The organism is Pseudoalteromonas sp. SWYJZ19 (genome assembly GCF_015864375.1).
Classification (GTDB): Bacteria; Pseudomonadota; Gammaproteobacteria; order Enterobacterales; family Alteromonadaceae; genus Pseudoalteromonas; species Pseudoalteromonas arctica.
In genome coordinates, this window is sequence record NZ_JADYXI010000015.1 from 76,389 (window position 1) to 91,035 (window position 14,647).

The following is a 14,647-nucleotide window of genomic DNA, read 5'->3' on the forward strand; positions in this document are numbered from 1 at the left end:
TCCTTACTTACCTAGGCTTATATTTAGCGACTGGTATACGTCAAGAGGTAAAATAGCGCCTTGATGCTGCACAACTTGTGAGGCAACACTGTCAGCCATTTCTAATGCATTTTGAGGGTTTTGTGCGCACATTCTGGCGGCTAAGTAGGTTCCGGCAAATGAGTCACCTGCCGCTGTACTATCAACTTGCTTTGCAGCGGGTGTAAACGGACATGACGCTTTAAGATCATCTTTGCAATAAACCTGCATCCCGGCACTACCAGCTTTAATAACAATTTCGTCGATATCAAATTGTGTACAGTACTGAACAATCTCTTCAATGCTTGAATGACCGAATAACACACGGTGATCATCAAGACCTGGTAAAACTACATTACTAAGCGCATAAGCACGCTCTAGCCATTCAATAGCGTGGCTTTTTGATTGCCACATACGCGCGCGATAATTAGGGTCGAACGCAATTGTGCAGCCTTGTTTTTTAAGAGCAGCTAATAATGTGAGTAAACCTTGTTTAGATTCATCATCTAAAATACCTAAACTAATGCCACTGAAAAACACCCAGTCTGATTCTTTCAAACCTAAATTAAATGGCTTTTGAGTATATAAACTCATCATATGCTTCGCTGCTGATTGATTACGCCAATAATCAAAGCTTCGCTCACCATCAGCATCCGTTGAAATAGCGTAAATACCCACGTTATAGTCTGCTGTTGTAATCACGTTTTGTGTATTAATACCTTCTTGTTGCCAACATTTGAGCATATTGGCACTCAGTACGTCGCTACCTACAGCTGTAAATAGCGCGCAATTTAGTGTGTTAGCAAAACGCTTTGCATACACAAGAGCATTGTAAGTATCGCCCGCAAATGACTGCTTGCATTCGCTAATACCTGTTGGTACTAGCTCAACCATACATTCGCCAATAGCGAGTAAAGTACTCACACACCCTCCTGTACTTTTTTAGTGTGTAGGCCTTCTAGGTAGACTTCAATTTCTTCTATCGATTTATTTTTAGTCTCTGGCATAAACTTAAATAACAATGCAAAGCCGGCTACACCCGATACGGTATAAAGTAAAAAGATGTTTGCAGCGCCTAAATTACTTAGCTGCCATGGGAAAAACTGCTGAACAAAATAGCTAATTACACTGGCTATAAATGCAAAGGTAGGAATGGCCACACCTCGAATACGAGTCGGGAATATTTCAGAAAATATTACCCACATAATTGGCCCAATCGAAAAGTGAAAGGCTGCAATAAAGCCCGCTATACCAAATGATATAAGTGGCGCGTTTATAGTTGCTGCGCGTGAAATTAAATCGCTTTCAAATAATTGCTGTTGCGAAGCTGTAAGTACGCTCGCTAAAGCCTGCTTAAATTCAATATCACTGTGATACACGGTACCAATTATGTGCTCCAGTCCTGTAATAGAGTTTAACGCTGAAAACGAGGTTATATCTTCAGCCGACAAACTATATTCTGCCTGGCTAAAGCCTAAATAACACATAAACAAACTAATTGTTGCAGCTGCTAATCCCCAAATAACAAGGGGTCTGCGCCCTAACTTATCTATCAAAGCAATAGCTACCACAGTAAATACAATACTGACTAAACCAATTAAAACAGCGTTAAAAAAAGCAGCATCAGTGCCGACTCCCAGTTGTTCAAACACCGTTGGAGCATAAAACATTATGGCGTTAATCCCCGTCACTTGCTGCACAATAGCAATAGTAAAAGCAATAATGACAGCTGTGCGAACACGACTTTCGAGTAGTTGTTTAAATGAAGAAAAATACCCACCTGTTTCGCTGTAATCAACCAAGCTCTCTTTAATACTCTTAAGTTGCTCTTGGGCCAATTCAGTATTTTTATTTAAACGATGCAAGATAGTTATAGCGCGTGTTTCGTTGCCTTTCATAACTAACCAACGCGGGCTTTGGGGAATAGTAAATAATAATAAAAACCATAAAATAGCAGGAATAATCTCAACGCCTAGCATCCAGCGCCATAAATTATCTTGTACATTCCACTGTGTTACCCACTCAAAATTACTGTGAGCTAAATCAACAAGTAAGTAGTTAGCAAAATACGCTGCGGATAATCCAACAACAATATTTATTTGAATCATAGACACTAATTTACCACGGTACTTAGACGGTGCAACTTCACCTATATACATAGCAGCGACCGATAAAGACGTGAATGCTAATCCACCTATAAAACGAGCAGTAACTAATAGCTCGTAACTTGGCGCGAAAACCGATGCAATTGCCGACAGTATGTATATAAACGCAATGCCTATTAAGGTATTTTTTCGGCCAAACATATTGCATATGTAACCGGTAATGACTAAAGCAAATAGCACACCAAAACCAGGCGCACTTACTACAGTGCCTATTTGGATGTCAGATAAATTAAATTCTGCAGATACAAAACGAACCGTACCTGAAATAAGAGCAGCGTCTAATCCAAAAATAAAGCCACCAAAGGCGACGATAAATGCAAAGAAAAACACATTACGTTTGCTACCATTCATACTTCTATCCAACTTTGTTGTTATCATTGTGTGTTGCTTTATATAGAGAATAAAGCGAGTGCTAGTGTCAAAACCCAACATTGTTAACAATTAACCATGAGTAATAACTTCGAGACTATTTCAAAATTAACGCACTTGCAACATCTATTTTAAGAAATCATGCTTTAACTTAAACTCTTTTACAATTAGCATTAAAAATTAGTTAAACAAAATCAAAAGTTTATTATAAATAACACATAAAAACAAAAATTGCATATTGTCAACAATATTCAATTTGGTTTTTTTGTTGTATGGTATGTTAAATTGTAATTAAAGGTTGAACAGCAATGAAATATAAAAAGAACATACTACTCACATCGCTCTTACTTGCGCTAAGTGCCTGTAACCAACAAGAAATCAAGGTTGAAAAACCAACCAATGAGCCTACAGAGGTTAATTCAGCAGATACATTAATGTATTTATTTGCTGATGCTGCACACACACAGCTAACCCCAGTTCAATACAAAAGTAATGCAGCCACTGTAAAGGCAGAAAACTCTGTATTAGATGTGACATTTCAATCTAAGAAAAATTCGTACGCTAGTATTGTTTTTTCACCGGAAAAACCTTGGGATTGGAGTGAATTTAGTGATTTTAATCTTGCCTTTGAATTGGCAAACCCAGGAACACACTCTGTACAAATTTATTTAGATATCTCCGATATTGACGGTGCTAACTATACGCGTAGCGTTAATGTGCCGGTAGGTGGATACAACACGTATTACGCAAAACTTGACGGCCACGACCTTGCAACGCCCGATGGCAAAGAAAATGTAGAACTTAACTTTACCTCAGGACTTCGTTCAAACCCTGATACATGGGAGTCTGATGAGGTACAGTTTATTTCTATGTGGGGTAAAAAAAATCTTAACTTAAAAGGCATCGCTAAAATAGCAATTAGCGTGCAAAGTACATTGCATGACAAAGAGCTGGCAATAAAATCTATTTCACTTCGTAAAAACCCTCAATTTAATACTGCTTTTTTAACCAAAATTGTTGATGAATTTGGCCAAAATGCCAAACAAGAATTTTCAGGGAAGGTACATTCAGAAGCCGAGCTATTGAGCGACAAAAAACAAGAAGCAGCACAGTTACTTTCTAAACGCCCTACTAATCGCTCACGCTTTGGTGGCTGGGCAGAAGGTCCAAAATTAGAAGCTACTGGTTATTTTAGAACGGCTAAATATAATGATAAATGGTCATTAGTCGACCCTGATGGCTATTTATACCTTGCAACTGGAATTGATATTATTCGTCTTGCAAACTCAACCACACTAACTGGTTACGATTTTGATCAAGCATTATTGGCAAAACCAGCGGATGCAGGGGTAACACCTGAGGATTCAAAAGGGTTAAACCAAGTAAATAAAGAAGCGCTTAAAAGCCGCTTTGTAGCGTCACAAGTGCGTAAAAATTTATTTGAATGGCTACCTGATTATAATGAGCCTCTAGGTAAACATTTTGGCTATCGTAAAAGTGCGCATTCGGGTCCGTTAGAACACGGCGAAACATATAGCTTTTATGCAGCTAATTTAGAGCGTAAGTACGGACAAAATAATACAGATTATATGCAAAAATGGCGTGAAGTGACTCTTGATAGAATGATCACATGGGGCTTTAGCTCACTGGGTAATTGGACTGATCCGAGTTATTACGATAATCAAAAAGTGCCCTACTTTGCCAATGGTTGGATTATAGGTGATTTTAAAACCGTATCAAGCGGAAACGATTTTTGGGGAGCCATGCCGGATGTATTCGACCCTGAATTTGCTGTGCGTGCCAATGAAACTGTAAGTGTTGTTGCAAAAGAAGTTAAAAATTCGCCTTGGGCAGTAGGCGTATTTATTGATAACGAAAAAAGCTTTGGCCGCCCTGATTCCGTTAAAAGCCATTATGGTATTGTTATTAATACCTTAGGCCGTGATGCTAAAACAGTGCCTACTAAAGCTGAATTTTCTCGCTTAATGAAAGAAAAATATACTGATGTCGCTAAACTTAATAAGGTATGGCACTTAAACTTAGCCTCATGGGTTGAGTTTGACAAAGGTGTAACGGTTGATATAAAAAATGAAGAACAACTGAGTGATTTTGCTATTTTACTTACAGCCTATGCCGACAAGTATTTTAGTGTTGTAGATGCTGCTATGGATAAATACCTGCCAAATCATATGTATTTAGGTGCACGTTTTCCGGATTGGGGCATGCCAATCGAAGTGGTTAAAGCATCTGCTAAGTATGTAGATGTAATAAGCTTTAATGCATACAAAGAAGGCTTAAGAGAAGATAAATGGGCATTTTTATCACAATTTGATAAACCAGCAATTATTGGCGAATTTCATATTGGCGCATCTGACTCGGGTTTGTTTCACCCTGGGTTAATACATGCAGCTAACCAGCAAGACAGAGCAAAAATGTATACAGATTACATGAACTCAGTCATCGACAACCCTTACTTTATTGGCGCACATTGGTTTCAATATATCGACTCGCCAATTACTGGTAGAGCCTACGATGGCGAAAACTATAACGTTGGCTTTATTAGCGTTACAGATCGCCCCTATACTGAAATGGTTGAAGCAGCTAAAGCAATGAATGAGTCTATGTATGAACGACGTTTTAAAAAATAATCGTAAATACAGCCATTAATTGTACATTTATTGGTCTATTGTAATGTGTTGACAATAGACCATTCCACTTTTTTTATATACACTGAGATAAGTACATGATCTTGACTAAATTAACAAAGCTTATTAATTAATGTTAGGGTCAGATAAAGTTAATCAAATTTAGGAATAAATATGGCTGGTAACAGAGCAACTAAAATTTTATCTGTAAAAGATCAAATAGCTGAGCAATTACGCTCAGATATAATCTCTGGTGAAATGCCACCACAAACTAAGTTAAATGAAAAAGAGCTGGCAGAGCGATTTGGTCTTTCTCGCGGCCCTATTCGCGATGTAATATTACAGCTTACAAAAGAAGGTTTACTTATTTCTCGCAATAACTGTGGTGCGTCTGTAAATAGTGTTTTAGAGCCTAAATTACAACGCTTAATGATAAAACTTCGCCGTAGTATTGAAGAGTACGCAATCACTGAATTAAACGGTAATTTAACTGATCAAAACATTGCTGAACTAGAAGGCATTTTAGCATCTTTAGAAGACGCGCTCGATAGAGAAGATTATACCGAAGTAACTAAAATTGATATTTCGTTTCATCAGTATTTAATATACCAAGCTGGTGGCGAAGAACTTGTTAATATTTGGTACCCGTACGTAATGCGTATGCGCTTAAACTATAAGCGAATTACTTCAAGTTCTGAATGTGTAAACGAGCACCGCGCTATTTTAGAAGCACTTAAAGCTCAAGATAGCGCCGCAGCAGTTAAAGCAGTAAAACATAATATTAAGTAACGTACTTTCGAAGTCATTTTGATACTCCGCTATATAAACTAGCGGCTATGAAGTCATAAGGGCGTGTTGATCTTTGTAGATTGAAATTTTTTCAATCTAGGAGCCGATTTAATCGCGGCCCGAGATTTGTAGTCTAGTGGGCTACCGAGCAAAAGCTCCGCGTCCAGCTCACGCCCTTACCATCATCCACATCCATGTAGGTAAGAAAGAGTAAATCGCTCTCGTTTATATAAATTTCAGTTATAAAAAACTACCCTTTATTTATTACATTAAATGCATGAACACTCAATATCACTGAACGAGCTTTACACGCATTGAAACTGATGCGCTACGCCCTAAATTATCAACCACTCTTACGTCAAATTCGCCTACTTGCGGGTGCCAGAAAAAAGGCGTATCTCGCTCTACTTTACCTACAAAACTGTTATCTACAAACCAGTATAAAATACGTGAATCTGTATCTGTGGTTGCACTAAAAGGCAGGCTTTCTTGCTTTAATTTACTGGCTCTTATCGTGTAGCTAATTAAGTTACTCGGAGATGTAATAGTCGGTGCTGAGCCTTGTGTACTCGTGTTATTAATTAAGCATGAATCTAAATAAGGTGGAGGCTGGCGTTTAACAATGCCTGCTTGTTTAAATAATCTGACTAAGTCAGATGGCCAAAATTCATAAACTGCTTTTGTCGTTGTAAATTCATCATACTGACAAGCACGTAATCCAGATGCTTTATCAATATAAATTTCACGATGTACATCCGATACTTTAATTGGCGACTTACCTGGAATAAAAAGCCCTTTTTCTGTTTTAGGGCAATGCACATTAGGTAAATCACCTGTTGTTGAACAAATATCTACTTCTGTAATATTTAAACCACCTGGCTTTATATTGCCTTTGATTAAGCCGTAACTATCTAATGAACGTATTATTTCAAAAAATAAAGGCGCGGCTGCTTGTCGCCCAATAAAAGATGGGTGCCCTTCTCCTGAAAAATTACCAACCCATGTAGCTAAAACATACGGGCCAACAATACCTACTGACCATGCATCACGAAAATCAAATGAAGTACCTGTTTTCCAATATACAGGGTAAGCTTGCCTTCTTTCTTTTTGAAATGAGATCTCATCAACTGCACTATTTTTACTTAGCATTTGTAAAGTCAGGTAGGCTGCCTCAGGGCTGATGAGTTGCTTGATATGTTTGTTTGGGTTGTTTGGGTTGTTTGGGCTGTTTGGGTTGTTTTGGTTAATAACAGCGGCGTCTTTTTTTAATATAACTTCATCCTTATACACCCCTAAATTAGCTAACATGGCGTATAACTTAACGAGCTCTAGCATCGTTACTTCACTGCCGCCCAGCGCAAGCGCTAAACCATAAAACTCTTTAGGCTGAAGCTTTTTAACATCGGCAGCAACGAGTAAATCGTATAACCCCACTTTTTGTAAGCGATACATCAAATTAACGGCAGGCACATTACGGCTCAACACGAGCGATTCAGTAGCTGATATAGGGCCTAAAAACTGTTGATCGTAGTTCTCTGGTGTATATCCTCCAAAGCGTTTGGGGGCATCTTTTACAAGCGTTAATGGATGAATTAACCCTTCGTCTATAGCAAGCGCATAAATAAATGGTTTAAGGGTTGAACCTGGCGACCGTTTAGCTCTTACACCATTTACTTGACCGCTAATGTCATTATTAAAAAAATCCACAGAGCCTAATTCAGCAACTACTTCCATAGTTTTATAATTTAGTAAAATAGCAGACGTATTACTAAGCCCGTCTCTTTGCCTACGATTAATATAATTTTTTGCATGGCGCTGAAGTAAGTTTTGTAAATTAAGGTCTATCGACGTTTTATATTCTCCCGGCTTTAGATGCGGGTACTCGCTTTGTAAATTATTAATAAAATGTGGGGCTTCAAAAGGTAAGTCTGAAGAGGCATATACCTTTATCGGTAATTGCATAGCTGCTAGCCAATGTTTATCCTCTGGATATTTTTCAAGCCAACGAGTAAACAGTTTTTTTCTTGTTTCTAGCAATACCAATTTAGCCGACTTTTTAATGGGATTTCGTTTGGTTGGGTTTTGCGGAATTAAGCTAAGTAATAATGACTCAGGTAAATTAAGATCAATGGCTGGTTTCTTAAAGTAAATTAAACTGGCTGCACCAACACCTTCAATATTTGATCCATAAGGCGCTAAATTAAAATACGCCTCGAGTATTTGGTTTTTACTGTAGTGTCGCTCAATTTGTAACGCTCGAAGTATTTGTTCTACTTTTCCAAAAATAACATGCGTGTTCATCCCAAAGTGCAACCGGGCTACTTGCATTGTTATTGTTGAGGCACCAACTCGGTGACTTCTTTTAATATAGCTAGTATAAAACGCATTTATTAAAGCAATAAAATCGACACCAGTATGCTCATAAAAGTCTTGGTCTTCATACAATAAAGTCGCTTGTTGAACGCTCAAAGGGATTTTATCTATTGGCGTCCATAATCTATATCTATCGTCTGCGGCTAAATTTAAACGAAGTAATTTACCACTGCTATCGTAAAAAGCCGTTGAGTAAGCATTAGGCTGAGTAATATCAGGCTTTGGAGTAAATAAATACAACAGCACTGCAAGCAGTGCTGTTGTAAAAAAAGCCGTTTTTATTATAAAACTAAACTTTTTATTTAGCGGCGGTAACATCAAAACGACCCGATTTTGAGTGCGCTTTAATACTTAAATCATACATAGATTCAGCATAAGCCGATGGCACTACAAAGCTGCCAGATGCAGTAGCCTTAACTTTGTAAGTCAGCTCAGTCATGCTATCGCCAAAGCTGCCATACAATATAACGCGATCCTCTCGTATATCTTTATAGTCAGAGGTCCAGCGGTTATAGCTATTGCGAACGCTGTCTCTGAGCACTTCAAAGCCACCAGGTAGCAAATCAATAACAGCAACATCCGAAATATTTTTACCCGTTGTACTACGCACTCGTAATACAACGTTTAGCTCTTGACCTTGAACAGCGGTGGTTACAATATTACCTTTATCGTCTTGGTATTCTCTGACAACTTCTAAACCATTACTTAATGACTTTTGTGGCACGTTTGTATCAAAACCAGCTTGGCTCATCATGTAAAATGAGCGAGGTGGCGCTAATACATCAAGCGTTTTAACGTCATTTAAAAACGAGGCTTTAGGATAAGGTGCATAAGTTACGTCTAATGCCTTTTTATCTGCCTTTCTCGTTGTTGCCATTATTTTTACATCTTCAGGCTGGGCTTGTGATAACGCAACTTTTGAGTATGCCGTCATAGCAAGTACAGACCAAGCAGACGACAACGTGTTGTAGTCTCCTTTAAAAATAGGGTCAACTACAGTAAACAAATCATCTTTAGTTAACTGCTTTAAGCGAGCAGGAAAATGTTTTGATAACAAATAAATATACTGTCCGTCGTGAGCTAGACGAGAGTCGTAAGCGCCCCAATTATCGTGTTGCGTATTTTGCCCAATTTTATAGCTATTGATCAGTGCTTGCGCTTTATCGCTTGCACGTAATAGCTGATAAGTTGCGCCCATAAACGCGGACGTTATATCTTGCTGCCATATTTTGCTATTACTCGCATTTACGCTTTTTTCTAAATCAGATAAGTAATTAGTTGTTACCTCACCTTGTCGTGTTAGCAAATAAATAGCATAAGCGCGGTTTCTGTCATTCATCTCTAAAGATCCGCTCGCTATACTGCGCACACCTTCAAAACCACTGTTCCACATATCATAAGGTATTGCGACGCCCGCTTCTTTTGCATCTAATAAAAAATGCATAACATAAAGAGAAGAATAAATAGATGCACTAGAATTACCCGGCCATAACATAAATCTACCATCAGGTAACTGACGTTGACGAAGGGTGTCTATTAAGTTGTTTATACGCTCATGTTTATAAGATACGTCGCCCATATAACTTGGGTGTTCTAAATAACTCAGCACCGGAAACACACTACTCACCACTTGCTCGGTACACATATGAGGAAAGTTATCTAAATAACTAATAAGACCATCAACAAGGGCTAACGGGCTTTGTGAAGCGGTAATATTATTTTGTGCTAAATTAGGATATAGCTGTCTCGAAACCGCTATTTCTTTTTTACCTGATTCACTAAAGCCACTTTCAAAGCTACTAACAAATGCAACCGCAGGGCGTACACTTAACGTAGCCGTACGTTGGCTAACATTGTCACCCGACAGCGCAGTAAATGTAATTGATGCAGCGCCAAGCTTATCGAGCACTTTTACTCTAAACGTTAATGTGTCTTCTGATTTTTCATCAATATTTAGCGTTAGTTTTTTATCACTTATTATTTCAATGTTGCTTGAAGCAAGCGCTTCTACCGTAATTGGGAGTTGTTTACCTGAATCCTCAACGCCATTGGCAATACCAAGTACAATATCAAACTCATCGCCTGGTGCCGCTGTCGTTAATACATTAGGGCTTAATACAAAGGGCCCTTTTACAAGTGTTGTACTTTCTTTAACACCAACACCCTCGTCATTTACGGCAATCGCAATTACACGTACCTGACCTGTAAAAGTATCTGGAATAGTGAACGTATGTTTTTTCGTTTTAGCATCAGCCGATAAAATACCAGACCAAAATGCGACTGGTTTTTGTACCTTACGAGAAAACGGGTTAAGTTGCTTGCTCTTGCGGTTCATTGCCATTGATTCAGCATAACCACCACCGGCAGCTGCAAGCTCTTGCACTAGTTTAAATTCAGGTAAAATAAGATCAACAATTTGCATAGTGCTAACTTCTAATGCACGTTTTTGTAAGAAGTGATTTAACGGCTTTGGCGTCCGATAATTCGCCACTTGTAAAATACCTTCATCTACAGCAAATAACAGAACACGTGAAGGTGATTTGGCACTATATGAAATGACTAAATCGTCACCTGGTTTTACTTTATCAGGTATGTTTACGTCAAAATCTATTGCGCGTTTACTACGATCAATCGCAAATGGTTTAACTGCGTAGCTTAATGGGCTTGTAAATATTTCTTTCGATTCAAGGCTTCGAACAAATGAAACATTAACATACGCATTGCCTTCTATTCCTTTAGGTAGCGTTATTGTTTGTATGCTACTTGTTGTTTTACTCTCAAACCATTTAAAAGCGTGTACTTTATTGGTTTCAATTGTAATTAAACCCGAGCCAACATAAGGCGCTACAATACTTATTTCAATTGTTTCGCCCGGTTTGTAATCCGGTTTATTTAATTTAACTTGCAGTTCAGCATTTTTTTCAAGCTTACCCGCTATGTTACCCGTACCGGTTACCGTAAACGATACTCTACTGACGGTATTCCCTTTGCCATCAACGAGTTCTACTAAGTAATCACCTGGCTCAGCAGTGGGTAATTCGTAGTCTGCGCCATCTTGTTTAATGTAAAACGGATTGCTTGATACCTGTTTGTTTTTTCTAACCGATTGGTACTTATAAGTGCCGTTATTTTGTTGCACCAACGTAGATACATATTGTTGTTCTATTAAATTTAGCGATAAATCATCACGCGCAACTTGCTCAGTTTCTGAATTAATATTAATAAATTTTACAACACGTTTTGACTCTTTTGATATGTAGCTTAAATCGCCATCGGCTTTATAACCAACTAATTGCTCAACTGGCGAAACAAGCACCGAGCTGCTTGCGCGAACACTTTTACCACCGCCTTCTTCATACCCTTGTACTGCAAAATTTAACTGATAAGTACCTGCCTCATAGCGGGTTAAGTCAATATCAAACTCTGCCTTGCCTTGTTCATCAGTTTTGGTTTCGGTTAATGATTCATTACTGTGTCTAATATTTTTCCCTTCACTGTGGGGATCAGAAAACACATAATCTTTGTATTCATTAAAGTAAAAACCAGCTGGAGATAAACGTAAATCAGCAGTAACACGTCTATTTTGAGCAGGTGTACCAAATAAGTTTTGAAGGCTCACCAATGCTTTAAATTTTGAGCTGTTTACCCACCCCTTTGCAGATGACTGAGAAAATTGACTGCTGATTTTCAATCTATCGGGCACAAACTCTTCAACTTTAAACTCAGTACTGCCTAATTGGTCGCGGCTATTATTATTTTTAATAAGCTGGACCGATACATAATACGTTCCAGTGTTGGCGCTATTTTGTGTTTTAAAGTCAAAATCAAGCAATCCGTACTTATCCAAGCTCACACGTTTATTATAAACAGTTGCCCCTTTAGGATCGGTAATTATAAGTTCAAGCGGTATATCGCCCAGTTTTGTAAAGTTTTGTTGCTTCACAATCGTGGCAAGTTTAACGCTATCGCCTGGTCGATAAATTCCACGGTCAGAAAAAACAAACGCATCTATTTTATTACTACCACTGAGCCCAGAACTTACACCGCCGGTATCAAACCGAGAGTAGTTAACCATTCGGGCATAGCGATTATAAGGAATAAAAGACATGTCACTTTTAGTTTCTACTACAAAAGCAACGGGAGTTTGATCATCAGTAAACCACTTTGTGTTGTCGAAAAATGTGTGCCCCTCAGAATCTGTTTTAGTATTTAAAATAACTAATCCGTTTTTACCCAATAACGACACCTTCGCTTTTGCTACCGGTTTTCCTGTTTCAATAGATTGGACAAATATATCGCGAGATCCATCTGCATTATTTTTTACCAAAATACCTAAATCAGTAATAAGGATAAGTCGTTTTTCTTGGGGTCCATATACGTAATTATCTTTTGTATTTAACGCTTGAGCATTTATAAAAAATAAGCCTAAACCAACTGACTCATTATACTTACTACTCAAATCAATAGATGAATAGACCGCTTTTTTAGGGTGCTCCGATTTTAAATTAACTTGTCTGGTAAAAATTGAACTTATGTTTTCTTCTGTAAAGTAATAATTATTAAATTCTGGATTAGAAATATCACCACTGGTTTGACTTATAAGGTGGTTAATTTGATTGGCTTCTACCCTACCTACTTTAACTTGAAGTGCGTTTACACCACGGGTCAAAAATAACAATTTATGGTCACCATTTTTTGATAATATAGACCCTTTAGACATAATATTTACTTGTGTCGGATACGCCGGCGTATCTAAAATAGTGTCGTATTTATTCACCATTGTAAATTCACCCGTCGACTTTAATCCCTTATCAATCGCGATATAAACTTGCTGGTTTTGAGGGGCGTCAAACGTAAAACTGTGTAACTTAGTTGTATCTTGCGCGGTAGGAATCGCATTTAACTTAACTTTTTGAGATTGCTTAAGCACTGCATCAGTAACCTCTCGTGGACTACCGAAGTACTTATAATTACCTTTTGAATCTTTAGTCGGTAATACGTAAGCAATCGTTTTACTAATCACATCTTGCGATGAAATATCGTCTGTGAAGTCTAAAACAAGTGTTTGTTCGGGCTCCCCTTGCGTATTTTTTACCATCAACACATTGGCCGTATTTACTCTAAAAAAGCTATTTACACTTGGGATCAACACAGCGTCTTTAATCTCTACTGTTGTTTTAGAAGGACCCATAACCGGCTTTACACCGCTATTAAGCACAAAATACAGATAGCTTTCGGTATCTTGAATACGTATTTGCTCTGAAGTAATGTAAATCTCTCGTTGATGTTTGTCGTAAGTAACATCAAATTTATATTGCGCGAGTTCGTTCTTGCCATCTTGATCAAGTGATTGAGTCAGCTTTAAATTATTTTTTATGGTGCTTATATCTGTTGGGTAAGTCGCTTTTAATGTTGCAACCACCTTGTGACTTTTTTTAACGTTAGGATCTTGATAAAAAGCGAGCGAGCTAAGTGTTAGTTCAAAGTTGGGAGTTTTAAATACATGCTCATTATCGCTTAGGTGTATATCGCTTTTAAAAATAGACGAATCAAAACGTACTGTATATTCTTGCCCTGCTGACCAATCTTGTTTTGGGATAAATTTAAGCTGGCTTTCACTATTCCAAGACCACTGTCCAATTAGCTCTGGCGTGACTTTTATACCTGTGGGGATCACTTTGCCAACAAGCGCAAGCTTGGCCACAGAGTAAGACACTGCATCCGTGTTTTCTACATCATCTAAAACAGGAGCAAAATCAATATAAAGCGGTTCAGGGTTTAAAACATCAGATAAAGTGGTAACAGCAGGTGTAGAGTGAGTTGCTTTGTAACTAATTGGCTGTGGTAAGGAAAGAAAAAAACAATAGCCTGCTATAATTAATATCAGCATTAGCACGGCGCTAAAAAATGCTGTTTTGCGCTCTTTAGCAAACCTAAGCACATTATTTATAGCAGTAATTAACCATTTCGGTTTATGCCAAATAATGACACCAAATACATTTAAAATAACAAAAAATGTGGTCAGTAAAACCCACACACTGCCAACTGCTTTTTCGGTTACATTTACGTTGCCAAGTAAGCTTGCAACCAAACTAAACAAACCCGTTCCTATGGCTGAAAAAACAATACTCATAAATAAGCTCGCTATTTTGGGAGCGAGTTTACTTTGTTTAAGATTAACCTCTTTTGGGTTAGCCTCTTTTGAATCGGTTTTTGTATTCACGTTCAAAATCCTTTTTCTTTATACTGCAATATCAATAAATGAGAGAACTCATACTTATAATCTGA

General features: G+C 37.9%; 6 protein-coding genes. 2 read left to right on the plus strand and 4 right to left on the minus strand.

The window, feature by feature from the left end; genetic code table 11:
* Positions 1 to 3: 3 nt before the first annotated feature.
* Positions 4 to 942, minus strand: a complete 939-nt coding sequence (locus I6F45_RS15000; protein WP_165727474.1) for a sugar kinase — start codon at positions 940 to 942, stop codon at positions 4 to 6.
* Positions 939 to 2,534 (minus strand): MFS transporter, encoded by a 1,596-nt coding sequence (locus I6F45_RS15005; protein WP_165727473.1) that lies wholly within the window; start codon positions 2,532 to 2,534, stop codon positions 939 to 941. The genes I6F45_RS15000 and I6F45_RS15005 overlap by 4 nt, the downstream gene beginning before the upstream one ends.
* A gap of 326 nt (positions 2,535 to 2,860) precedes the next feature.
* Between I6F45_RS15005 and I6F45_RS15010 the strand changes: the two genes are divergently transcribed.
* Positions 2,861 to 5,200 (plus strand): agarase, encoded by a 2,340-nt coding sequence (locus I6F45_RS15010; protein ID WP_197160960.1) that lies wholly within the window; start codon positions 2,861 to 2,863, stop codon positions 5,198 to 5,200.
* 171 nt (positions 5,201 to 5,371) lie between these two features.
* Entirely contained in the window at positions 5,372 to 5,986 is a 615-nt protein-coding gene (locus I6F45_RS15015; RefSeq protein WP_149605600.1) for a GntR family transcriptional regulator, read from the plus strand.
* 291 nt (positions 5,987 to 6,277) lie between these two features.
* Here the strand turns inward: I6F45_RS15015 and pbpC are convergent, their stop codons facing one another.
* Entirely contained in the window at positions 6,278 to 8,677 is a 2,400-nt protein-coding gene (gene pbpC / locus I6F45_RS15020) for a penicillin-binding protein 1C (protein ID WP_197160962.1), read from the minus strand.
* Positions 8,658 to 14,582 carry an alpha-2-macroglobulin family protein gene (locus tag I6F45_RS15025; protein WP_197160964.1) on the minus strand — a complete coding sequence of 1,975 codons (5,925 nt, stop codon included), beginning with the start codon at positions 14,580 to 14,582 and terminating at the stop codon, positions 8,658 to 8,660. Before I6F45_RS15025 ends, pbpC begins: the two co-directional genes overlap by 20 nt.
* Positions 14,583 to 14,647 lie beyond the last annotated feature (65 nt).